Annotated in this window: 22 protein-coding genes; all 22 read right to left on the bottom strand. The window is 59.1% G+C overall.

Going from position 1 to position 24,039, the window contains the following annotated elements; genetic code table 11:
* Positions 1 to 12: 12 nt before the first annotated feature.
* Complete coding sequence (locus tag KBX13_RS04905; protein WP_256021031.1) at positions 13 to 2,448, bottom strand: hypothetical protein; 2,436 nt, start codon at positions 2,446 to 2,448, stop codon at positions 13 to 15.
* Positions 2,445 to 3,356, bottom strand: coding sequence for a hypothetical protein (locus tag KBX13_RS04900; RefSeq protein WP_256021028.1), 912 nt, complete (start codon positions 3,354 to 3,356; stop codon positions 2,445 to 2,447). Before KBX13_RS04900 ends, KBX13_RS04905 begins: the two co-directional genes overlap by 4 nt.
* The gene (locus KBX13_RS04895) at positions 3,347 to 4,114 is read right to left on the bottom strand and encodes a hypothetical protein (RefSeq protein ID WP_256021027.1); all 768 of its coding nucleotides are present in this window, start codon (positions 4,112 to 4,114) and stop codon (positions 3,347 to 3,349) included. Before KBX13_RS04895 ends, KBX13_RS04900 begins: the two co-directional genes overlap by 10 nt.
* 12 nt (positions 4,115 to 4,126) lie before the next feature.
* Positions 4,127 to 10,573, bottom strand: a complete 6,447-nt coding sequence (locus KBX13_RS04890; RefSeq protein WP_256021025.1) for a tape measure protein — start codon at positions 10,571 to 10,573, stop codon at positions 4,127 to 4,129.
* A gap of 13 nt (positions 10,574 to 10,586) precedes the next feature.
* A complete protein-coding gene (locus tag KBX13_RS04885; protein ID WP_256021024.1) occupies positions 10,587 to 10,967 on the bottom strand; it encodes a hypothetical protein in 381 nt (126 codons plus the stop codon).
* A gap of 29 nt (positions 10,968 to 10,996) precedes the next feature.
* Complete coding sequence (locus tag KBX13_RS04880) at positions 10,997 to 11,368, bottom strand: hypothetical protein (protein WP_256021022.1); 372 nt, start codon at positions 11,366 to 11,368, stop codon at positions 10,997 to 10,999.
* Positions 11,369 to 11,534: 166 nt separating this feature from the next.
* On the bottom strand, positions 11,535 to 12,179 hold the full coding sequence (locus KBX13_RS04875) for a hypothetical protein (RefSeq protein ID WP_256021021.1): 645 nt from the start codon (positions 12,177 to 12,179) through the stop codon (positions 11,535 to 11,537).
* Between the two features lie 54 nt (positions 12,180 to 12,233).
* The gene (locus KBX13_RS04870; protein WP_256021019.1) at positions 12,234 to 12,506 is read right to left on the bottom strand and encodes a hypothetical protein; all 273 of its coding nucleotides are present in this window, start codon (positions 12,504 to 12,506) and stop codon (positions 12,234 to 12,236) included.
* 86 nt (positions 12,507 to 12,592) lie between these two features.
* On the bottom strand, positions 12,593 to 12,754 hold the full coding sequence (locus KBX13_RS04865; RefSeq protein WP_256021018.1) for a hypothetical protein: 162 nt from the start codon (positions 12,752 to 12,754) through the stop codon (positions 12,593 to 12,595).
* Positions 12,755 to 12,982: 228 nt separating this feature from the next.
* The gene (locus KBX13_RS04860; protein ID WP_256021016.1) at positions 12,983 to 13,297 is read right to left on the bottom strand and encodes a hypothetical protein; all 315 of its coding nucleotides are present in this window, start codon (positions 13,295 to 13,297) and stop codon (positions 12,983 to 12,985) included.
* Between the two features lie 30 nt (positions 13,298 to 13,327).
* Complete coding sequence (locus tag KBX13_RS04855) at positions 13,328 to 13,705, bottom strand: hypothetical protein (RefSeq protein ID WP_256021015.1); 378 nt, start codon at positions 13,703 to 13,705, stop codon at positions 13,328 to 13,330.
* A complete protein-coding gene (locus tag KBX13_RS04850) occupies positions 13,705 to 14,619 on the bottom strand; it encodes a major capsid protein (protein ID WP_256021013.1) in 915 nt (304 codons plus the stop codon). Before KBX13_RS04850 ends, KBX13_RS04855 begins: the two co-directional genes overlap by 1 nt.
* Positions 14,620 to 14,635: 16 nt before the next feature.
* On the bottom strand, positions 14,636 to 15,004 hold the full coding sequence (locus KBX13_RS04845) for a capsid cement protein (protein WP_256021012.1): 369 nt from the start codon (positions 15,002 to 15,004) through the stop codon (positions 14,636 to 14,638).
* 24 nt (positions 15,005 to 15,028) lie between these two features.
* Positions 15,029 to 15,592, bottom strand: a complete 564-nt coding sequence (locus KBX13_RS04840) for a hypothetical protein (protein WP_256021010.1) — start codon at positions 15,590 to 15,592, stop codon at positions 15,029 to 15,031.
* Positions 15,593 to 15,702: 110 nt separating this feature from the next.
* Positions 15,703 to 16,086, bottom strand: coding sequence for a hypothetical protein (locus tag KBX13_RS04835; protein ID WP_256021009.1), 384 nt, complete (start codon positions 16,084 to 16,086; stop codon positions 15,703 to 15,705).
* Positions 16,079 to 17,611, bottom strand: a complete 1,533-nt coding sequence (locus KBX13_RS11525) for an ADP-ribosyltransferase (protein ID WP_256021007.1) — start codon at positions 17,609 to 17,611, stop codon at positions 16,079 to 16,081. Before KBX13_RS11525 ends, KBX13_RS04835 begins: the two co-directional genes overlap by 8 nt.
* A 22-nt stretch (positions 17,612 to 17,633) precedes the next feature.
* Positions 17,634 to 19,025 carry a phage portal protein gene (locus KBX13_RS04825; protein ID WP_256021006.1) on the bottom strand — a complete coding sequence of 464 codons (1,392 nt, stop codon included), beginning with the start codon at positions 19,023 to 19,025 and terminating at the stop codon, positions 17,634 to 17,636.
* A 16-nt stretch (positions 19,026 to 19,041) separates the two neighbouring features.
* Positions 19,042 to 20,673, bottom strand: coding sequence for a terminase large subunit domain-containing protein (locus KBX13_RS04820; RefSeq protein WP_256021004.1), 1,632 nt, complete (start codon positions 20,671 to 20,673; stop codon positions 19,042 to 19,044).
* A gap of 19 nt (positions 20,674 to 20,692) precedes the next feature.
* On the bottom strand, positions 20,693 to 21,130 hold the full coding sequence (locus KBX13_RS04815) for a hypothetical protein (protein ID WP_256021002.1): 438 nt from the start codon (positions 21,128 to 21,130) through the stop codon (positions 20,693 to 20,695).
* A gap of 121 nt (positions 21,131 to 21,251) precedes the next feature.
* The gene (locus KBX13_RS11520; protein WP_370687313.1) at positions 21,252 to 21,566 is read right to left on the bottom strand and encodes an HNH endonuclease; all 315 of its coding nucleotides are present in this window, start codon (positions 21,564 to 21,566) and stop codon (positions 21,252 to 21,254) included.
* A gap of 130 nt (positions 21,567 to 21,696) precedes the next feature.
* Complete coding sequence (locus KBX13_RS04810; RefSeq protein ID WP_256021001.1) at positions 21,697 to 22,122, bottom strand: hypothetical protein; 426 nt, start codon at positions 22,120 to 22,122, stop codon at positions 21,697 to 21,699.
* A gap of 134 nt (positions 22,123 to 22,256) precedes the next feature.
* Positions 22,257 to 24,023, bottom strand: coding sequence for a hypothetical protein (locus KBX13_RS04805; RefSeq protein WP_256020999.1), 1,767 nt, complete (start codon positions 24,021 to 24,023; stop codon positions 22,257 to 22,259).
* Positions 24,024 to 24,039: the final 16 nt, after the last annotated feature.

The following is a 24,039-nucleotide window of genomic DNA, read 5'->3' as shown; positions in this document are numbered from 1 at the left end:
TTTTGCACTGCATTACGGCTCCCAAAACCGCACATACGGCGGCCACACAGAAATATCCGTCCCTGGAATCTGCACCTTCTTCGCACGTACGTACGTCCCGTCCTTGTCTTTCTCAGCGACGTTGGTGTAAAAACTCACGCCCCGCTCAAACGCGACAGCACCGTCAGAGCGCACGCTCACCGGGTTCTCGACGGGGTTTTTATACACATCAGTCGGGATAAACTTGCCCGTCTCTCTGTCCACCTCGACCACGTATTCAGGCTTATTCGGCAGCCACACCTCGACCTGGATTTGGGCTTGCGTAAACACCATCTGCGATGCGCCCTGCTCAAAGGTGTCGCTCCTGTATCCTGGACCAACATTGAACGTGTACAAGTCAACCGCTGATTTACCGCCGACAGCAGCTTTGTACTCAATCTGAAACTGCACCCGGCCCCACCACGTGCCATGCGCCGTAAACTTCAAACCTCGCTGGTTATTCCAGTCAGTGGTGGTCAGTAGGTCGTCGTGCTTTTTCGACCCAGCCCCCACATGCTCGAAAAGCCGGGTCCGTCGCTCGCGATTCCAGAAGATCAAATTCCGGTGCACATCAAGACCACCGGCAAGATAGTACTGCTGAATCGCAAGCGTGTGCGCTTTGGCTGTCTCTGCAGCCTGCCGTGCCTCGTGCGCTTTCTGCCGCTCCTGCTCTGCAAGCTTGCGCTTATCCTCCGCAAGTTTGCGTTCCTGCTCGGCTTCGTTGCGACGTCGCTCCGCCTCCGCACGGGCGAACTCCGCCGCAGCCATCGACGAGGATGCTGCCATCATCGCGTTGATTGCCCTACTGCGCGCCTTCTCCGCAAGCTTGCGCTGCTGCTCCGCCTCGTTGCGCTGTGTTTCAGCAGCAGCACGCTTCCCCTCCGCCTCCGAGCGGGCAGTCTCAGCCTGGTCACGTGCAGTCTCGGCATCAGAGCGCGCAGACTCGGCCTTCGAGCGCTCAAGCTCGGCTTGCATGCGCTGCTGCTCTGCCTTTTTGCGCTCCTCCTCCGCCCACATGCGTGCCTGCTCAGCGGCTGCCATCGCGGCAGCAGCGGCCTGCATCGACTGCATCGCACGCTTGCGAGCCTGCTCCGCCTCATTGCGCTTGGCTTCCGCGTCAGCACGTTTGGTTTCCGCGGCATCGCGGGCCTGCTCAGCTAATCGACGCGCCGTCTCCGCATCATTGCGCGCCTCCTCCGCTTTCCGCAGCGCCTCCTGCGTCAGTGTCTTCGCCTGCGTTGCCGCCTGCGACGCCGTGGATGATGCTTCCGACGCTGTTTTCGCTTGCGACGAGGCAAGCGACGCCGCCTGCGACGCATCCTGTGACGCCTGCGACGCTTCCGATGATGCTTCCGACGCCTCTGTTGCTTTCTGGACGTGCTCGGCGGACTTCTGCGCATGCTCGAAGCTCTTCTGCGAATGCCTCCGGGCCTGGTCCGAGTACTCAAACGACCGCTCCGAATGCTCACGTGACCGCTCCGAATAATCCAGCGACAACATGCTGTGTGACACCGACTGTGCCGACGACGCCGATGACCGCTGCGACGCCAACCGCGCCTCAAGCGACGCACGAGCCGCATCACGCGAATGCTGGTCCGCAGCCTCCGAATGTTCAGCAGCCTTCTCCGACGCAGCCGTCGCCTCCGCAACATGCCCTTTAGCCTCTTCGACCGCCTCACCAGCCTTTTGCGACGCCACCTGCGACGCCTCCGATGCCCTCGCAGATGCCTCCGAATGCTCCCACGCACGCTTCGACGCTTCGGTTGCCTCATTGACATGGCCTGCTATGACACCGTCGGCATCGTTGACGGCTGAGATTGCCTCATCCGCAGCGGTTTTCGCCTCCGACGCTGCCTTGCTTGCACCGGCGACTCGGCGTGAGAGGGCGCGTTTGTCGTTGGCGACTTGTTTGCGAAGTTCCTGCGACTGTCGGCGTAGTGCGTCAGCGTCGGAGATGAGGAGGCCGCCGACGTGGACGCGCCAGCCTCCGATGCCCTGGTCGTCGGAGGAAACCATGGTGATTTCAGTGACTGGGAGGCGGAATCTGCGACCTCGGAGTTCGACTGTGACAATGTCGCCTACCTGGAAGTCCTCGCCGGGGGTGTACCCGCGGAGTCCGACTGTGGTGATGTCGCGCTCGAAGAACGTGTCGCCAATGATTTGCCGTTGGGCAGTATCGACGACTGTTTCGAGGTCAGAGATTTGTAGTTCGAGGTCGATGGTGGCATCCGCTCGGGCGAAGCCGACGTCGAAGCGTGCAATGGTCTCGGACGGTCGATAAATGTAGCCGTCTTTGATGCGGTCGTCACGCTCGACCTGTTCTGCTCCTTCTGGCAGGACCACATTAAACTCGCCATAGACCAGGGTCGCGTGTTCGCGTCCGACAGTCACGTCGCCGCCATCGGCGATGAGCACTATTTCTTGGTTCATTGGTTCACCTCCGTGACTTGTCGTACTTCAATGACGATGGTTGGTTGGGAAAGCTTCAGGCCCGGCGCGGGTGGGTCGCCGGGTAGCCAGAAGTTGGCTGTGATGGACACGCCTGCTGCTTCGGCGATTGGTGCGACGGTTTCGAGGAGTTTGCCGTCGGCTGGTCGGATCAGCACGTTGGGTGATGGCAGCGGTGAGCCGATTGGTGAGACAACGATCGGTGGGTTATCGATGATGTCTTGGATGCCGGTTGCGCGCCATGATGCTTCAAGCGAGCGGGTGATGAGTTTTCGGATTACTTTCTCTGCAGTCGCTTCGTCTTCTCGGCGTGTATCTCCGAGAGTGACACCATCGGCGGAGGTGATCATCTTCATGTCTTGAAGGTCGCGCGGTTTGCTCCAGGTTGTGGCGATTCCTTCTGGTCCTACCCAGTCGCGTTCGAAGCGGGTGTACTCCCCGGTGATGGTCGTGGGGGCGGACCATGCGACGTGTCGGTCGAGCTCGGCGAGGATGTCGACGCCGTGGACTTCCAGGGAGTGAGGGTGTTGCCAGTCGCCTGATTCCACGACGTGGGTGATGCGGAATGCACGGCGGTAGTTTTTCCGTTCCACGATAATGAAGCGGGTTTTGTTGGCGACGGCAACAAGCTTGCCCTCGTGGTCGACGGTGGCGCCGCCAGTAACGAGCTCGTCAACGATCGGATGCACGGTGCCTTCGTCCATGATTGCGAACGTTGCTTTGAAGCTTGTTGCGACGTTTCGTCGCTGCGGAGCTTCCAGGGGTGAGAGCACTGGCGGGCAGTCCATGAGTGACGGGCCGGTCCCGTCGAAAAGTCCGATGTATTGTTCTTCGTCTTCGACGATCGCGGCCCGGTGTTTGCGGTGCTGGTTCCAGTCGGTTATCTCCATGGGTCGAGTACTCCTTTCTTCCACTGGATTGTTGCCCCAGGCGGCACGTGAAATGTCCTGGTGGTCCCCGGTGGCACAAGCTCGATAGGAATCGAGCGCAAGACTTGTGCAACGCCTTTCTCAACCGGGGCGTTGTTTGCTGTGATTTTCGGAATCTTCTGCAGCACAAGTGTGTGCTGCGTGCTGACGGCGGGCAGTCGAAACATCGCACCGGAGGGCACCTGAACGACACCTCCCGCACCAGTCCAGGTGATGATGGGAGCTACAGGCACGTCGCCGTCGTTGGTGATGGTGACGGTGCCTGTCCCCTGCTGGGGCATGGTCCACCACACACCATCATCAGCAACGAGCGGGATGCGCACATCGAGGACGACTTCGGACCACGATGGGTCTTGTGTCGGGGCTGCCATGCCCTCGCCGAGGCGCACCCACAGCGTCATGACTCCGGCAGGCGTGGAGAGTTTCAACAGCGACCGTTGATGTGCAAGCGGTGAAAAGCTCGCGCGCAGCGCTGCAGCAACCTCTCCTGCATCTCGACTGGCATCAGCACGACACAGAAATGTCACTGCCCCTGTCATCACCCCGGCGCTCTGGGAGAGCGTGGTTTGGCCGGGTGCTGCAAGGGGTGTGGCGGTCGTGGTGGTCATGGTGCCGATCAGCCCGTCGATACCGCCTGCTTTGATGCCTGCTGCCCAGTCATTGGTGAAGTCCCAGTCGGTTCCTTTCCAGTCGGTCATGGCGAGGCTATAGCGGTTCATGTGTCCTCCTTTCTAGATGGCGCTGACATATGCCAGGCCAGTCAGTTGTGATTTGGGTTGTTGTTGCAGCTTTTCCTGCACTGCTTTGAGCGTGGTGAGGATTTGCTGCTGGGTGGTTGCATCGGTGTTGAGCAGATTGTTGGTCTGCTTCGTCAGCTGCGTGGTGGCGTCGTGATGCCGCTCAGCTCTGGCCTTTTCGTCAGCAGCAGCCTGCTTGAACGCTTCGGTGAGTTTTTCGGTTGGGGCGGTCACTGATTGCTGCATCATTTTTGCCCACTCGAGGTCTGCCGTCGCGCGATCATGGCGCTCCTGGTAGTTGATTTCGTCCTGGAGCTTCTTAGCGTCAAGGTCGTTTTGGCGCTGCAAAACCGCACGGTTGAGCTGTTCGATCTGGTCATCTGCTCTGCGCTGCGATGATTCAATCTTGGAGCCGATCGAGTACTGCAAGCTGCCAATGGAGGCGTCAACAAGCGCGTCGCCAATCCCCGCACCTGCCATGGCCCCGCCAGCCCCGCCTACTGCTCCACCAACGCCAGAGGCAGCAGCACCGAGGAGTGCACCACCTACGAGCGTGGCTTTCTCCCCGGTCTTCATCTGCTTCCAGGCTTCATCGAGTTCGGGACGGTTGTCGCGAATGTCGATTGAGCCCTGGGCGGTGTCTTTAATACCGCCGATGAGCAACGGGGCTGCTGCAGCAGCAGCACCCAATGGGCCACCAACAGCGAAGCCTGCAAGGCCAGCAAAAATAGCACCGAAAATCTTGCCGACGCCACTGCCGACTTTGCCGACACCGCCCATTCCCTTAGCTGCGCCCCTGGCCTGATTCTTGGTCATGCCGTTGAGCTCAGCTGTTTGCTTCATCAGCAAATCAGTCTGAATCCGCAACAGGCCAGCAGTCTTCACCTGGTCGAGCGTTGCCTGTGCGACTGCCAGCGCCGCGATTTCTTGCTTGCGCTGCGCCTCAAGCTGGTCCACCGCGTTTTGCTTCTGCGCGATCGTGACGCCCCACAAGGCGGCGCGTACCTCTTTCGAGTCCTCGATCTGCTGAGAAGTGAGATCCTCGATAGAGAACTTGCCGGTCTCGTAGAACCGGTTCATCGCCCCCTTCATCGCTTCGACAGACGACAAGCCGACCTTGTTCGCATCCTTGCGGGCCTGCTCAAGGTCTGCCTCCGCCTGCGCAATGCTGATCGCACCGCGATACCGCTGGCGGTCAGTGTCCGCAACCGCGAGTCGATAATCGCTTTGTGCCTTGATCAACCCAAGCTGGTCAAGACGCTGCTGCATCTGCAGCTTCGAGACTGCCTGTCGTGTCTCATCAACAATGCCGGCCAGACGGGCGAACTCGTCAAAGAGACCACTGATTGCCTGGAACGTGTGCTGGAACTGCTCACCCAGCCGGACTGAAAGCTCCGACGCTGCCTGAAACCTTGCCGCCGTCGCAGTCCGCTCCGCAGCCTGCAGGTCCTCTATCGCTTCTCGATGATTCAAGCGGGACTCGCGAAGCTTGTCCTCCGCCTTATTCAACCGGTCTTGCGCTTTTCGCACCTGGGCAGCGTTTTTGTCCTTCGACTTGGCCAAAGCTTCATCTGCGTCCTCACGCGCCCTCGCCAACCGCTTCTCAGCAGCAGCAATCTTGTCAGGTTTGCCATCCCGGCGCGCCTTGCCCAACGCTTCTTCGGCATCGACGAGCTTGCGACGCTGCGCGGTTGTCAGGCCACCGCCGTCTTTCTCTGCATCTCGAAGTGCTTTTCGTGCGTCAGCCACATCGCGTTCTGCTTCTGCGATGTTGTCAGCCTGTGTCGCGATGTTGGCGCGGGTGTCGTGCAGTGCTTCTTCGGCGTCGCGCACAATCTCGGCGGTTGCGAGGAAGCCGCCGCCGAAGCCGCGGCCCTGCACAACAAGCTGTTTTTGTGCTGCATTGATTCCTGCAGAAAACTCTTTCGCTGCTGCAACGATTTGCGATCCTGCTGGAGGCAAGGCCGTTGCAATCCGTGACATGTCGCGCCACTGGCTGTTCGTGAGCACAATTTCGTCCTTAGTGGACTCATTGCGCCCCAGTGAGCCTGTCGGCCAGCGACCGCCAACGTCGAATTTTGGCACCTTCGAGAGCGCACCAGAAAACATGCTGGCAATCTGGGTGCCCATTTTTCCGACGTCCCAGTGCTGCCACACATCTCCGTATTTCTGGTACTTCTTCGCCTGATCAAACAGCGACTGCGCTGCACCCCAGGACACTGACCTACCGGATTTCAGCGAGACGCCATCAACACTTGTTGATGCGATGTCATCATCACTTTCCTTGCCGCCGAGCGCTGAGAGAGGCAAATACGCATGGTCTGTGTACTGTGCGTGCGATGCGCCTGCAGCAGCACCACCGATCTTGCCCTGCCCGCCTGCGCCACCGCCCATTTCCACGTTGACGGAGTCACCATCACCGAAATAGATGGTCCCGGAAGTATGGCCACCCCAGGGGCCGCCATTGAACAGACCGATCACGTAGCGTGGCCCCGTGCCAAGGCCGGGTTTGAACCCAATGGACTTGAGCTGAGAGATAGCGTTTGCCGTGGACATGAACCGCCCATTCGTTGCCGGTTTCCCAGCAGCGAAGAGTGCTCCCTGTCCTTGGGTCGACGAGCAGTCACCCCAGTTTGAGCCGCCAAAGTCATATGGAGCGCCCTGGAGTGAGCGACTCGCCTGTTGCCCATTGACCTGCTTCCCTTTGAAGAAGTCCAACAACTGCCCAGGGGTGACTGCCCCATCTGCACGGTACGACCGCGACGTCGGTGCGACAGATGAACCATCGCGGCGGACTTCATTGCCAGCTGCATCCACAAGACCAAGGCCGAAAATCGATGCAGTCTCAGCGAGAATCTGCGTTGAACGCTTCCGCTTCGACATCGCATGCGGAATGAACGACTCACCGTGTGTTTCGTCTTCCGCCCACGTGATCCACCGACCGCCCGGCGCGATTTGGGCCTGCTGGGTAGACAGGCGTCCTGTTGCGCCGTCGGCCATGAATCGGTGCGAGCTCGTGGTGTTCATCAGACCGTCCGCAGCAGTGTTGGTATGGCGGGTGCGGATGTTGATGATTTTGTCTTTCAACCCGTCAAGCCACGACCGTGCTTCGTCAATGCCGCGTTTTGCAGGCTTGTTATCAACCTCGATTTTCGGCTTTGTTTTGACCTGTTCCAGTGCCCCTAGGTCATTGCGGGAGACCTGGATGCCTGCGTCAAGCAACGCCTTGTCGAGGTCAGCGGTGGGCACGCTTGATTGCCCAGCAAGGTAGGCGAGGTCACCAAGGGCAATCTGCTGGTTGTTCTGCAGCTGGTCGATAATTAGCTGGGCTTGCGGTGATGGGTTTTCGAGCGCAAGCGCGTCGAGAATCTGCTTTGCACGCCCTGAATCTGCGTCGAGTTGCGTGGTGTTGAGCAGGATTTTCGGCTCAGCAATCTTGTCGCCCAACTCTGCCGCCATCTGTGTGACGCGCTGAATCTTCGCAATCGCGTCATCGTCGGCGGCCTCGATGCGGAGGTTCTTCTTCCCATCAGGGCCGACTGTCTCGGTCCACTTGACGTCAAGCTCAGTCATGACGGCTTTTGCCTGCTCGCCAACAGCGCCGATTTCGATGGTCGTGCGAGCCTCGTTCTTCATGTTCTCGAGTGCTGCCCACACTTCGCCGATCTGTTGAGCGGCTTCGCCTGCCCCATCGAGCGCGACTCCGGTTTCGAGGATTTCAGGCACACCACCATAGGCAGCAATGAGCTCACGGACCTTCTGTTCGGAGAGGTTGAACTCATTGGCTGTAGCGGCAATAGCCGGAGCCATGCCGTCCATCGCTTCTTGAACGTCACCGCCATTAGTCGCGACATTCTTCAAATCATCGACCATCGAGTTCAGACGCTCATTGAGCGCACGCGCTGACTCGTTCGTCGGTTCGAGTTTGCCGTTTGCACCGAAGAGTGCGTCGCCAAGCTGTTCAACAGGGCGTGCTGCCTTTTCCGCTGCTTCGACGATCTCATCGACAGACGCCGCAGCGTCCATCATGGCCTGCTCGGCATCTTTCGGCGCCAACCCCATCGACTGCAGCAACGAGTGCAACGCAGAGAGCTTGTCCTGCCCAGATGCTGCAGAATCGGACAAGACATCAATCGCCTGCGACGCCTGCACCATGGCCGGGTCAACGCGCTGTGCAGCCTCGACCATCAGGTCAAGTTCCTCACGGGACTTCACCAGCTGGTCAGCGATAAACTGCCCGCCGTCACCAAGCCCACGCATGTGCTGTACAAGCGCTTCGTACTCCGGCCCGCCATCGGCGACGATCTTCGAAAGGTCCTCAACAGAATGCCCGGACTTCTCGAGGTACTCGCCCATCTGCTCGTTGGCTTCGTTGACCTCTTGAACCGCGTCCTTGTACTTCATGAAGCTCAACGAGCCGGTAGCCATTGACTTGGTTTGCCAATCGACGCCAAGTGCCATCTCGGCAATCGCCTCAGTAAACGCAGTCGAATCCGGCTCAGGCACCCGGTAGATGAACCCGTCGACCTGCGTTTGAAACGCCTTAAGCGACGCCATCGACGTATCGACGACTCTCGCCGCCATTTCTTGCGCCTGTTCAGACAGTGCACCTGTGGAGCCAAGCACTGCAGCCGTAAACTCACGGTTGACATCCGATGCAGAAGACATCGCGCTGGCGTACTGCTCGGAGGCAGTTTTCGCCTTTGCGTTGGCAGAGCTAATCGCGGCAAACCCAGCTGTCGCAGCCATCATCGCGACACCCCAAGGGCCACCAAGCGCAGTCACCACGCCACCGACGGCAGACTTCATACCTGTGAACGCAGCAACGCCGACACCGGACACAGTGCCGGCCATGTTGGTCACCGTCGCCGAGACGCCACGGCCAGCCTGCGCGATAATGCGGTCCGCAGCATCCCATCCAGAGCTTGCTTCAAGCGCGGCGGCTTTCGCCACGCTCGCCAGCTCCTTTTGGCCTGCAGAAAACTCCTTCATCGGCGTCGAGACACGCACATAGGCTTGCGCCATCTTTTGCGCCACCCCGGTGCCCGTATCGCCCATCGCGATCATGCGAGCATCGAACCGTGAGATTTCCTCACCATTCGACGCGATTGCTTCACGCAGCTTGTTTGCGTACGGGGTAACCGTATTGAACTGCTCACGCATGCCACCAACACGCAGGTTCAGCCCCTCGAGTGCCCCCGAGAACTTCTGCGCAATAGACGGAACAGTCTTAAACGCAGCCCACGCACCAATAGCAGTCGTCACCAGGGCTGGATGCTTCGACAACAACCCTGCAACCGCACCGAGTGGGGTTGCGACAGCCTGCACCGCAGTGCCAGCAGTACTCACAGCACCGGCAAACGTCGTCCATGCAGCACCAGCTAACGATGGAGCAACATTTGCTAACGCCTTGCCTGCGTTCATCGCCACTGGAACGAGGGAGCGCACAGTGTCAACAACAACGCCGACAGTCGCCTGCGCAGACGCCCCGAACGCCTGGAACTGCGACGATGCCAAGAACTCAGTGACGGCAGACTTCGCGGACTCAAGTGCTGGAACCACCTGTGTCTGCAGCAGGTTGCCAACGCCAGCAGCGACTGGCTTGATGCGTTCATGAAACGCATCCAACGCGGAGGTAACGTCGCCGAAGCCACCGACCGCGAGCCCGAAAAAAGGCTTCCACACCGTCGCGCCAATACGGCCAGCAGCAGCACCCATATTCGCGAAAGCACCGGAAAACGTTTTACCGGCCTCTTTCGCAGCACCGCCCACCCCGGCGCGCATGGCACGTTCGAAGGTGGCGAAGTCGATTTCGCCTTTCGAGACCATGTCGGAGACTTCGGCGGCTGTTTTGCCGAGCTCGTCGCCGAGCAGTTGGAGCACTGGAATACCGCGGCTTGTCAGCTGCATCAGGTCGTCGCCTTGGAGTTTGCCTCGGGCTGCGACTGAGCCGAAGATTGCACCCATTGCGTCCATGGAGTCCCCGGCGATGCCTGCTGTATCTGCCACGGTTGTCAGCACTTGTTCAAGCTCTTTGCCTGGTTTGATGCCGGAGGCGACGGCCATTGCTGCTGTGGTTGCTGCAGCGTCGAGGCCGTAAGCGGTGCCCTTGACGGCAGCGTTGGCGTTGTCCATAATCGCGGCGACTTGGGTTGCAGAGTTGCCCAGGCCGGTGAGCTTGGCTTCTGCGCCCTCAATGGCTTTCAGTCGCCCGAAGCCTTTCGTAAGCCCTGCTGCAACCGCGCCACCGGCGGCGACGCCTGCTGCGCCAGCCCCGATTTTGAGGGTCTTGCCAACTCCGGATGCGAGTTTGGAACCCATCGATGCGCCATGCTTCGACGCGGTAGCTTCTGCAGCATTGAGCGCGCGGGAGATTTCTGGGGTGATCCGGTTGGTCTCTGGGACAATCGATATGTAGCCAACGCCTAGCTCGGCCATCATGCCTCCTTAGTGGTCAGGTGTATTTCTTGGTGACCAAGGCTCTGATTTCACTGGCGGTTCGCTGTTGCGCCTTGGGTGCCTTGGGTTGCGCGGGCTGTTGCGTGGGTGCTGTCTTCGGTGTGGTCTCGATGACTCTGCTGGCGAGTCGCGTGATGATGGATTTCTCCGGTGGCATCGCGCCGACTGACGCGTAGCGCCATGCCTCGAGTTGGCCCGCGATTTCGCCGAGAAGTGTTGATTGCGGAGAGGAAAGCTCTTCGAGCCATTGCAGCTGCCTGGCTTGCTCTGGGTGCTCTGCCTGCCAGACGTGCGAGGTTGCTGGGGCGTGTGCGAGGAACGCGATGATGTCCGCCCACCCAAGCGTGTGACCAAGCTCGTCAAGGCTTCTGCCCATGGCAAGCAAGTCCACACGCAACGCATCAGCTACTTTCCGGTTTCGGAAGATTCGTCGGTGGACGGCGAAGATTCCCCCAAGCTGGCCTCCGATTCGTCAGCCCAGACAGTGTTGATCTGCTGCAGTTCACGAGCCATGAGCCCGTCGATAGCAGCTGCCGCCTTGGGGTTGTAGTACTTGAGCATTTCCCGCACCAGAATCAGTGCGTTGTTCTTCGGCTTTTCGACGTCGAGCACGTCCTCGGACTTGTTGAGCTTGTCCAAGCCGACGTTGATTTTCTTAATGTCAGCAGGCGCCATGCAGTCGATCGGGGGAACCGCGATGACCACCGTGTCATTTCGCTTAGGGTTTGGGATTTCAAATTCGATGTTGTCGAACTGAGCTTGAATCTTGAATGCCATGAGCCAGGCCTTTCTTTACGAGTGTTGGGCTGGGCCGATGACGTTTGAACCCACCCGGCAAGGGGTGCGAATCGGCCCGGCCCTGGGATATGAATATCCGCACGATTGCCGGGTGAGACTTGGGAGCAGTGATTTGTAATCCCTGCTGCTCCGCCCAGGGAAAGCCCTACTGGTGCTCTTCAGTACCGGCACCAGCTGGGTCTGAATTGCCGCCCTCTTCCACAGGACGGCCATCATCGCGATACTCCACGACGTAGACCTCACGCTCACCGTTGGCGTCATTGAGCGTGTACGGGAACGCCTTAATGGTGACGTTGTACTTCGTCGATGCGGTGTGCACATCCGCCGTCTTCTCCGCCGTGGTGATACGGCCACGCGGAATAACATACGTCTTGAGCTTGTCGCCATCGACAGCCTTGAGCACGTGCGACTTAATTGGAAGACGTTTCTTCGTGTGGTAAATCGTCTTCGTCGTCCCCTGCTCGCCAGGTGTAATCACAACGTTGTCTTCACCGAAGATAGATGCGATCACGCCCTCGTTATCGTCCTCGAGCAGTGTGAGGGTGACTTCCTCGGTGAATTCGGTCTGCAGGTCCACCCAGTCGCCGCCGCCGAACATTTTCTCGGTGTCGGAGTTGCGTGTCGGCTGGACGTTGAAACCGTCTGGTCCGATAGCGCCGTGGTCGATGAACGCCTTATCCAACTCGCCTTCTGCGCTTGTTGGCAGCGTGGTGCCTACAGGCGCGTTGAAGTAGACGCCGCCATCAATCGGTGGTGCACCGACGAACGCGTTATTGATGTTTACAGCCATTGCTGTTTCTCCTTTACAAGGTCATTGGGCCGGGCCTTGAAAGGTAGGGGCGGGTTAGCGGCGAAGCCGTAGTCCGCCCGTGAATTGGAACCGGACATGTTCAGTGTCCGGGTTGTCATACCTGGTCAGGTTATTGTCGGCGTACCCGCTCGAAATCGGAGCAGGTGCGCGAAGCGACGACCACGTCTCCCACACACGGTCTGCCAGACGTTCAGCGTCTGCCTCTGAGACCGCGTAGCACTCGATGAGAAACCGGGGCGTTTTCAACGCCCAGTCATCTGCCCCACCACCAATGCGGGAAACCACGACGAATTCGTGTGTCCGCATCTGCTTTGGTGGGAATCTGGTCGAGGCTGGCACTGCCAGTGCTTCCTGAATCGCTTGAACTGCGACCGCCTGGGCCGCGACACCATTCATCCGAGCACCCGCACGAGCGTGTTTTCCCGACGGTTGCGGTGAATCGCTGACCACGTCTCGGGGTACACAATTGCGCGCTGGCGCACCTTGCCAAGCTGGGTGTTGGTTTCAAACCCATCACCAGCCTGGGCAACAAGTGCCTCGCCTTTCAAAGACACCAGCCTCGCAGCTCCTTCAGAAGCCAGCAGCTCACGATACGCTTTGCGATTCGGCTTGAACCTTGCCATCTCGCCACCTCCACCGAAGCCATCCACCCGGACTGTAGGCAACCTTTGGTGCCTGACGGGTGGCATCACTGAACAAAATCAGTGAACCGCCATCAAACGACAGCGATTCACACTCCACCTGGTCTTGGTCACCAGGTGTGTCAACAATGCACCACGGCATCACGTCACCCCTTTCAGGTTCACAATCTCCACGCCCGGCGCGAAGCCGAACGGGTTGTGCTCGTAGTTTTCTGGTTCCCCGATGACTTCGAGGACTTGGTTGCGATCGGGCAGCAGGACCGCATCGGTTGGCTGGAATGCTCCCGTTGGTGCGATGAGTTCAACGTCGACGGTTTCGCGGTTGTGGCCTGCAAGCTTTGGTTCGTCGGTGCGTGGGACTGCCCAGCCTGCAACGTTGATGGTTGTCTTCGTCTCTGTTTGCACGGGGTTTCCGAGTTCGTCGCGGGCACCGGTGACGCGTCGGATGCGTGTCACTGGAAACGAAAGTGGGATAAACGCCATCGTTTACCACCCCTCTGCTTCAACCGTGGCCATGCCGCCGGCTGTGCCGAGCGCGCCCTCGATCATGGCTCGTTCTTGGCCCGTGATGTAGAAGTTGCCTTCTGCATTACGGAAACTCTGCGACTGGGAGAACACGCCAGCTGATTGCTGGAGTGACTCTAAGTGGTCGTGGTCGGCTGCAAGTAGCGACCGTTTGACCATCGCGCATGAAACGATCTGGAGCACGCCTGCCAGCCGCTGGTTTGGGGCGTCGGGTATCTGCGGAAACATCGAAACCAGCCAGAGTGCCGCGTCAGCGAGCAAGACCTCTAACTGGTCGTCGTTGGCGGGCGCGGCTGGCCACCGGGCTTTGATATCCGCAGGTTGAGCGAACGTGATCATTACTGCGCCAGGCCGGTGAGCTTGACGGCTGCGAATGGGTCGGTGACACCGAACGCCATCGACGCCCACGTGTAGAAACGGGTCGTCTGGCGGGACTTGATGTACTCCGAGTCCGTCGAGATTGGGTCTTCGACGCCCATCGAGCCGACAGCACGGGCCTGGAGGACGAAGCCTTCGCCGTTCTGAAGCTGGTCGGAGCCAGTCACCATGAGGGTAAAGCCCAGGGTGTCCAAGATGTCCTTCCACTTGTTGACGCCCAGGATGGTGCGCAGGTGCTTGGCGTCGCGGCGCTTGAGCACCAGGGTGTCAGGAACATACCCAAGGTCAGTTTCCTCAATCAGCAAGCGCGCTTCCTCAAGGTCATCAATGAGCTTGCCCTCGCCGGTCAGTGCGGTTTTTGCAGAGGCCTGCACCTTGCCCGCAGCTGCCCAGCCGGAAGACTCGAGCTTGAGAGCACCGTCGGTGCTGTTCAAAACGTCCGAGAGCACCGCAAAGCCACGTCCGTCAATGTCCTTGACCATCGTGTTCGCGACCTGCACTGCTCCGCGTCGGATCAGTGCAACGTCGTTGCGCTTTTCTGCTTCACGGGTCAGGTCGTAGTAACCACCGGTCTTGACCACCGGGTCAATCATCGGCGTGCCTTGTGCCGTGCTGATGGCGGGAAACTCCGCGCCAGGTGCGATCACACCAGGCTTCTGGCTCGCTTCTGCCCGATTGACCTCGATACGGTCATACATCAGCGCGCCACCGGTGGCAGTCACAGAGTCGAACAGATGCTGCGTTACCAGGTTCGCCTGGGTCAGAGCAGCCACGTAGTTCGACAGACGAGTTGGCTCGTTGACGAACATCGACGTGGTGATAGCCCCATCTTCAGTCACACTTGCAGGGGCAAGCGGAAACGTGAAATCAGTCATTTACTTCTTCACTCCTTTACTTCAACGCGACGGCAACAACGCCGCCGACAACAGCAGAAACAGCAACACCGGCAACCTGGGCGGAATCTGCCGCAGTCGTTGCCTTTCCGTCCTTGGCAGCAGCGACAAGCGCGCCAGCGGCAATAGAACCAGTAGCCTGCACATCGACGATGTGCCCGGCGCGGTAGGCCATGACGTAGCCGTTTTTCTTGACGTCGCGGGCGACAACGCCGAAGACGGTTGCGCCTGCGGTTGCAGGCTTGACGACGGGGTTTCTCCCGTCGAGCGTGTCTGCGATTTCGACGAAGCTGCCACCTTCGATGTCGGTCTGTGCTTTGACCGTGACGTTCTGGGCGGGGCTGTAGTGAACACTTGTAGTAGCCATAAAGCCACTCCTTTCAGCTGGTTGTTACTTCTTTGCGAACGGCCCAGTTACTGGCCACGATGACGGGAACGCGGTATCCGGGGTTTCCTTGGGAGAGGATGCGCCTGGCACCAGCTTCTCCACTGGGTAATCCGATGGCGGTGCTGAACGTTTCGCGGCCTGCGCTTGGAGTTGTCCAAGACGTTGCGCGTTCTGTTCGAACTTTTCTGGATCAGAACCGAGTAGATCCGCGTTGTCTTCTGCGATGCCGTACTTCGCGAGCGCCTGGGCGCGTGCCAGCTCGACCTGGGCCTGCTGGGCTTCATTGCGTGCTGTCTCGAGTGCCTCCTGGGTACGCTGCAGCTCGGTTTTTTCTGCCTCTTGCAGTTCCCGGTACTTCTGGGCGTCGTCACGCAGTTCGTTGCGTTCGACACGGTAGCGGGCGGCTTCCTTGTTGGCGTTCGCTAATGCCTGCTTGTAGTCCTCAAGGCTCATTTCGGCATCAGGCTTCGTGGTTTCTGCAGCCTCCTCCTGGGGGGCTGGTTGCACCGCAACACCACCTTCAGTGTCAGTGGTGTTGGTGGCAGTGTTGTCAGTAGACTCCATCATTCCTCCTGGGAATCGATTGTTTCTGGGCATGACAAAACCCCTGCCACCAACCTGTGGTGCAGGGGTTAGTGCGCTCCCCGGCCTCGAACCGGGTGTGGCTACCAGCAGCGCTAGTTCATGAGCTTGTGTGCAGTTGGGCCGAGCTCGTCACAGGACTCGTTGATGTCTTTCAACGCAACAATGACGGTGGGGTTACCGAATGCCTCGCGGACGCGCTCGAGGGCCTCGGGAATGCTCAACCTATCGGCGGCAGCACCTAAGATCACGTCTTGTAGGTCGTCTCCGCGGTCCCAATCTTTGTAGTCATCAAATCCATATCCAGTGCCGGTAAGCACTTTGTCGTTGTTGAACTTGAGCGCTACAACACCGTTTTCAACTCGCCACATCCATGCTGTCCCTGGGCAGGGCTCACTAGTTTTCGCTTTGTAGCATGGCGTCGGAATCATCTCGAGGCCCATGTAGCGGTAGCGGTCTTCAACATCATTGCTAGACATCCTGGCCGATCACCTCCGCTTCTACGATCTTTCGCCCGTTTTTGGTTCGTACACTGTTGATTCTATATCGGGTTTGCCTGCCAAGCAGGAGCTCTTCTTCGTCAGGATACTTCGATAGCGCAGTGCTTTTGTCCTTGTTCTCGTCCCAACCTAAGTACACGCCTTTCGTGCCTTTTGGCAGCGTCAGGCGTAGCTCAATATCGCCGAAAGCATCTTGACCATGCGTCGAGGTGGAGAGATACCCCCACGACTTGAACTCCTTTCCGCGCCAAGAATCAAGGTCTTTCGCGGAGAAGTTCCCATCAATGGCGCATCCCTCGAGTTCCTGCATTCTGACGCGTCGCACGACCTTGAGCGGTTGCTTGACGCGAGGTGACCGATCCATCAACGAGTCCAACCCACGCATCGCTTCAACAGTCGAGTTCAACTTGCGCCGTTCCGCACGTTTTCCGTTCTTCGCAGCGTCCAACAAACCGTCCTTGAACTCACGGGCATGACGGTTGATGTCCCGGTGTCCAATATCCGTGTACAAGGCGACCGCATCTGCTTCAAATTTCTCGAGCTTGCCCGGTGTGAAGTTCTCATACAAGTAACCACAAGCCCGTTCACGAGTCATGCTGAGCATCGAGACAAGGTCACCAAACGCACGACGCTTCGCCCGCTCCTGCGAAGCAAGATCGCGGAACGGACTGTAGGCTGCAGGGTCGACTTCACCAGAAGCGACAGCCTTGCTCCACTGCCCGAACTGGTCTCGCACAGTGTGGCCGTTTCTCGTCGTGTGCTTTGCCCACTGCTCGTACAGTGCTTCAGCCTGCTGCTGGCCCTCCCACGGCTGGCCCTCCACGACCAACACAGGTACGCAATCGCAACCATCGTGGTACCGGCGACCATCTCTGCGCCGGACCACGGTATCGTCGCTATACACCGGGCCACGAGAAGCAAGCATCGCGCAGAACGCGCATGACTCACGCCCCGACAGCACTCTGGCATACCCCACACGAGCTGGCCTGCCAGTGTCCTTGAACCGAGCCGAACCATTATGCGTTGCATCTGCCACCGCCTGACGGCCAGCAGAAACAACGTGCCTGGACACTCGTCTGCCCAATTCGTCCGCGATGCGATTGACGATCTGCTGGTCGCGCCGATTCGACGCATCCGGCATCACCGGGCGGGAAACGAGGCGCTGGGTGTCCTCATCAAGCACACGAACCTGGATGTGCTGCGAGCCAGGCGACAGTCTGCTGACAGACGCCACCGCCTCATACAGTGCATGCGGTGAATACTCCTGGGGAGGCTCCGGAGCCAGCTCAACACCAGCTTCCGCAGCTTCCCTGCCCAACTCCGCGATGTGCTCACGCCAAATCGCTCGCCGATGCTTCTCCACCATCGGATACAGCTCTTCGACAAGCTCGCGAGCCTGCTCCGTGGTCACCGGCACACCATGAGCACGCACCGCTTTCTTCACCGATGCCGCCACCTGACGATTCACAGCGTCTTCAACGTGGCGTAGAAACCTGCGCGACACATCTACCCCCTCACCGAGAGCGTTACATGATTAAGCCCTCACTCGGGTTTACCGGGTCCTCCTGGTCAACCCACCACGAACTACTGCGAGCCCGGCGCGCCCGCTCAACGCGTTCCTTGGTCCAGCCTGGAATGTCTTGCCAGAGTTCCTCTGCTGGAATGCCCAACATGGTGGCGAGCTTTCCGAGGCCGTCGACGGTTTGGGCGAATGAGCGTGCGGAGGTTTCTTCCCATTGGATTTCTGACTCGTAGTCACTTGCCCCTTCTTCGTCGTCGACGACGTGGCAACACAAGCGCAGTAGCTGTTCGTGTGATTCGCTAAACGAGGTTTGAATCTCGGCGGCTTGTCGGTCTTTCGACGTTTCGAGGGCGGCGAGGCCGTCTGCTGAGATGTTGCTGATTGCGTTGGCGCCGAGTGATTGGGCTGGCACTTGTGCAAGGGCTGCGAAGTCTCTGACGGAGGCCTGCCGGGCTTCGATGTATCGCGAGAGGTCGGTTTCGTCGTACTGGCCGACTTTGACGTTGGCGTCTTGGAAGAACTGGGTGTCAGCGACGGACTGCTTGAATGCTTGAATTTCGTCTGTCGGCATCCAGCCGACGACGTAGCGTTGTTTGAACGCTGCGAAGTGCTGGGCGACGCCTTGTTCGTAGTTGGTTCGGTTAATTCGGTCCTGGAGGCCCAGCAGGTGTTGGACGATGCCGCGGCGTTCTTCGCCGTCGGCAAGCATTCGGTCTTGGTAGCGCACGATTGGGACAACGCCAACGTTGTGGCGTCGGACTTCAATCAGTGGCAGGTTTGCCGGGTGCATGAATGCTCTGTCGAGCCAGTGGGAGACGCTTTGTGGCTTGTGCTCGATGCCGAAGTAGTAGACGTGTTCCTCGTCGAAGAGACGGAGGTAGTCCTTGCCGATTTCCAGTGCGAGCATTGGGTATTCGTCACTTGAGCCCCATCTTCCTGGAATGCCGATTGAATCGGAGTACAAGGTGACCATTCGCCGAGGCGAATGCACGCCGATTCGGACTGCCTCACGGTTTGCTGGCAGGACCGAGGCATACGCCGTGCCGTAGGTGAGGGCGGCGCGGTGGAGTCCTGTCTGCCGTGCTGGCATCTTGTTGCGTTGCCACCACTGCCATGCTTGGGCGCGTGAGCGGTCCTGGGTGTAAAACCCGTCGACTTTCAAGGACTGCGAGTAGGTGTCTACAACCAGTCCGACGAACGGGGCAACTGACATTCGCGCTATTTCTGCGTGAATCTTCTTGTTCTTCGTCTTGATGTTGGCACCGATGTGGCGCGCTGCTGTATCGGCGGTCCACGGCATCATGTACTCGTGGATTTCGTCGAAGGCTTTGCGCTCCTCGATGTGAGCAGCTAAACACGTTTGGACTGCCTCACGTGCTTTTGTCTCGTTAAACACAGCGAACACCTCCTATCTATAAAAAGAACGCGTTGTTTGACTGTTGCTTCACCCTGGTCGACCCGTCTCGTGCGAGACGCCAGACCATGCGGGCGCCGATCATGCACACACAGGCATCAATCTTGCGTGGGGACGACGGCGACTCCTTGCGCACGGTCACGCCGTATCTGCCGTCGTGGCGTCGTGCGTTGTGCACATGTGCTGTCAGCCGCGGATCACCATCATGGGTGAACCCATGTCGGGCGATTTCGTCTGCGCACAGCTCTGCTGCTTGTGTGAACAAGAAGTCTTTTCCGCGCATGTCCCATGCAATCGGTTCCGGGTGTGCCGACTTCGGTGATGCCCACACCTGCAGTTGGTCCCGGTAGCGTGCCGGCCATTCGACTTTGACGAACGATTCCCACTCGCGAACGTCGGCAAAGAAAGCAACAACGTTCCATCGCTGAAACGCGCCGTCAACAGTGCCATCAATTGCAGCAATGTTGACACGGGGCACATCGCCGTCGTCTCTTGCCTCTGGCTCCCATACGCCGACGGTGAACACGTGGCCATCGGACAGGCAGCACCCAATCAGGGCGGTGTGGTCGCGCGACAGGGAGCCGTCGAAGAACAAGACGACATCCTCACCGTCGGCAACCACACGGGTCGCATCAACCATTTGTGCCCAGTCTTGTGGTTGCACCCACGAATCGGACGACGCGACCGGCCAATTCAAGTACTTCCGCTTCGAGTCGTCGGTTCGCCGGTTCGACCAGATGCGCGTGATAATCGCGTCGATGTCAGCCCAAGGACAGTCCGCGTAGACGAACTCAAGACCACGCTTGAGCGAGTCGTAGTCGGCCAAGTCCGTATCAGGTGGTGCTTGCCTGACGTCCATCAAGATTCGCCGATGGTTCTTCGACTGCCCGTTTTCTTGCGCGACCCACTCTTCGAACGTGTCCTCACCAGCCGAATCAGTGCCAGGTTTCCACGCGTTGAGTGTCTCAATCATTCGCGACCCCGACTTCGTGAGGTTGTCGACGAGCGTGGCGTGCAGCTCACGACCACCAGAGGCGGGCGTCCAGTGCTCGAGCTCGTCGGCAATCACAAACGTTGTCTCCGCACCCTCTGCCGTGGCAGCAGACGAAGTAATGACCTCGAGCTTGCCCTCCGGCGCGACGAAGATCTGCGTCTTACCCACGTCGATCTCGTAATCCTTGTGCAGCTCCGTTGCCACGTTCCGGTTCAGCATCGCGCGCACATGCCGCATGGTATTCTCCGTCTGGTCAAACGAAACCGCCGCGATCTGCACCCACGGCATCTGCACCGGCTTGCCGATGCACCCACCCGGAACTGCAGCATCAAACCTGTCGAAGCGCACCGGCGCCAGCAGCTCGATAATCGCCATAACTGCCGCGAACGGCGACTTCCCCGACCCCTTGGCCAGCCTCCGAGCAGCACGGTGGAACAACCAGTCACCAGAGCTGTCGACAGCGTAGTACCAGAGGACGAACCGGGCCTGCTCGCGCGTGAACTCCCAGCGCTTGCCTGCACGCAGGCCGTTCGGATGCTTCAAGTACTTCGCAGCCCAGGACAGCGCCTCAAACCCAAGCGTGAGGTCCGGCAGCCCATCGGGCAGGGTTGAAAGCCTATCTTGCGGTGCAACCACGTGGACCACCGCCTTTCACTTACCCGAGCTCGTCGTTGAACTTGTCTCGGTAGGCCGCCATCAGCGACACTGTTGCGTCCTCGTCCCGATGCAAAGCATCAGGGTTTTCCAGTTCTAGCCGCAGTCTCCTGCGCTCACCTTCCGTTGTCATCAGCGACGCTGCCGTCCGGTTGAACTCCGCGAGCAACGACGCTTTGACCGGCTCCTCTCCGTTGAGGGCTTCACTCATCACGTGGCAAAGCAGCTGCGCCGTTTGCCAGTCCGACGGCTGATAAAACACCGCCTGACCACTGACTTTCAACGACCGGTACCACTCTTTCATCAAAGGGTGCCAGCCCGGCTTGACGTTCGGCGCTTTCACTTTTGGTGCACCAACGGCGCGCACGGTGGCCAGGCCGTCCGAGTTCTTGTTCCTCCGACGGCGCTGGCTTTCACGCTTCGGCACAGGACCAGGCATGCAAATCACCCCCAAACCAAAGGTAGACCATTTAACGGAAGAAAAGCAGACCTTACTGGTGGTGCGTTTTCTGTAACCCGTACAAAATTAGAGGCACTATGCCCCCCGCGGAAATCCCAGGTCAGGCGGGGTCCCCTCCCACCCCTCGCCCGCACATTTTCCCGATCCGGCCAGGGTGTGGGTCCACCCGGCGCGGGTATTTTCTCCGGAAACCGCGTTGCGCCTCCTGCTGGGTCTTCAACCTATGGCATGGGACACACAGCACTTGGAGGTTTTCGTCCTGATGGTACAACGCCGTTCGTCGGTTGTCGATGTGGTCAATCTCAAACGGGGGTGAGAGCGTCCCACAGGCGGCACACTGGGCGCCGTCACGTCGCAGTATTCGCTGCCGTGTCGCGGTGGATACGTGCGTCTCTCGGTTCGGCTTCCACGCCATGGCCGGGCACCTCCTCGATGAATGCGCTGGATCAGGGCATAACAAAAGCCCCATCACTCGCGGTGCGGGGCTTCAAACTTCTTACAATGCGCAAGCATAGCACTAGGGGTGGCTGGTCCAAAGAAAACAATCATTTTCCCAGCCCAAGAACATCATCAAGACGGACAAGCAACGCGCCGTCTGGCCGCTGTGTCGACTCGATACGGCCGCTATCGATAGCGGCTTGAATCTTCCACCTCGATACCGAGAAGCCAAGGTGACGCGCCCACCGCTGCATCTGCCTAGCCGTCCCGAAATCTGGCGGCTCCACCTCCTCGCTAGCAGGCTCGACCACCTCCACGACCACGGCAGCAAGACCTGCTATCTCTTCGGCCATCATCTCCGCCCATGCCTGCCGACGAATCACATCAAGATGCCGCGCCAACCAACGCGCACGTACCGACGCATCACGCACAGCAGGAGCAGACTCACCTGCTGCCGACGCAGCGACCACGCGCCCACACCAGAACCCGAGCGTATCCTCCACCCGACTCTTCAAATCAGCAATATCAACCACAAGCGGAGGCTTCGACCCTCTCCGCGCTGGCGGCTTCCCAGCACTCTGACCTCCACCACAACGAGGAATCAAAAGATCATCAAGCAAAGGCGCACGAGACTCAAGAAGATACAACCACCTATCCAGGTCATCAATCATTTCTTTCCACCTCTCTTTCCACGTTTCCTTCTCCGCTTAGGCGAAGCCGTAGAACGAGCAGGCAATGCCCTGCCCTTCCCGTCCCGTCCCGTCCCGACGAATCCAGGTCCGTAACCCTGGCGTTCTAGGTTCGAGCCAGGTTTTACCATTTCGTTACATTTCGATGAAGACCCACCTGGTGGCGCTTCACTGGTGTGGTGTGATTGTCGTCCCTGCGCTCCACTGTCCTGCGCTGCCTCTTGATGGGCTGCTGCACGTGTCGTTCCGGCTGCGGGGTGGCCAACATCATCACCATCACCTGTGCCTGCTGCCTGATGGTGGTTCTTCATCACTTGTCGCACGAGCTCTGCAGTCGCTTCATCGTCTGCAATCACCCACCACGGAGCGTCCTCCATTGGGGCATTACCACGATGGTCTGGCGCTTCACTGGTGTGGTGTGACTGTCGTCCCTGCGCTCCACTGTCCTGCGCTGCCTCTTGATGGGCTGCTGCACGTGTTGTTCCGGCTGCGGGGTGGCCAACATCATCACCATCACCTGTGCCTGCTGCCTGATGGTGGTTCTTCATCACTTGTCGCACGAGCTCTGCAGTCGCTTCATCGTCTGCAATCACCCACCACGGAGCGTCCTCCATTGGGGCATTACCACGATGGTCTGGCGCTTCACTGGTGTGGTGTGACTGTCGTCCCTGCGCTCCACTGTCCTGCGCTGCCTCTTGATGGGCTGCTGCACGTGTTGTTCCGGCTGCGGGGTGGCCAACATCATCACCATCACCTGTGCCTGCTGCCTGATGGTGGTTCTTCATCACTTGTCGCACGAGCTCTGCAGTCGCTTCATCGTCTGCAATCACCCACCACGGAGCGTCCTCCATTGGGGCATTACCACGATGATCTGGCGCTTCACTGGTGTGGTGTGACTGTCGTCCCTGCGCTCCACTGTCCTGCGCTGCCTCTTGATGGGCTGCTGCACGTGTCGTTCCGGCTGCGGGGTGGCCAACATCATCACCATCACCTGTGCCTGCTGCCTTTTCGGACTCGAGATTCAAGCGTGTCTGTCGCGATTCAAGGTGCACGCCATTGTCTTTTGCCCAAGCGCTTGCATTCACAAGAGCGATTGTGTGGTCGGTGTAATACGGATACTTCGGTGCTGGTCGAAGCTTAAACTCCTTTCCCTTCCCTCGAAGGTCGTTGCATCGGTGACATGAAACTACCAGAGTCTCTGGCGTCGAATCATGATGCGAATTCAATGAATCAATCTGCGCACGACGCCAACCGCGACGAGCTTTCCAAGACACAGTGCGCCCGCACCAACGGCACTGATCACCGTCACGAACCCGCACAGTCATCTGCATGTCTTCATCTCTGGCATCTCTCGCGCGCCGACGGTCAAGCTCAACCTCCTCGCGGGCACGGATGTGCACGAACTCTTCATCAGAGAGGTCAAGCTTGATCATCCACCGCTGAGTAGGATCCTCTGGCTTCGTCGGGTCTGCTGTTTTCACTCGCTTGGCAAGCCCGGCGGCTTCCAGAATGTCGAGAACCTCGGTCTCCCAGCCCGGCGCGACTCGTGAGATCATGCCGATTTCGACGTAGCCGTCTGTCAGGTGTGCGCCTGAGACTGATGCTAGGAGGGAGAACACGCCGAATGCCGCGGCCCATTTGATGTGGTCGACGGCGAGGGGGTTGTCGGTTGGTGCGGTGGCAGAAAGGAGGCGTGACATAGCTGGGTGCGTCAGCTCGTTATCGCCGTGGCGTGTCCATGCCATGGTGGCCTCCTTTCTT

The sequence above is a fragment of the Corynebacterium sp. CCUG 51687 genome (genome assembly GCF_024453995.1).
GTDB lineage: Bacteria > Actinomycetota > Actinomycetes > Mycobacteriales > Mycobacteriaceae > Corynebacterium > Corynebacterium pseudogenitalium.
The sequence above is the reverse complement of the archived record's forward strand: the minus strand, read 5'-3'. Positions and strand labels throughout refer to the sequence as shown.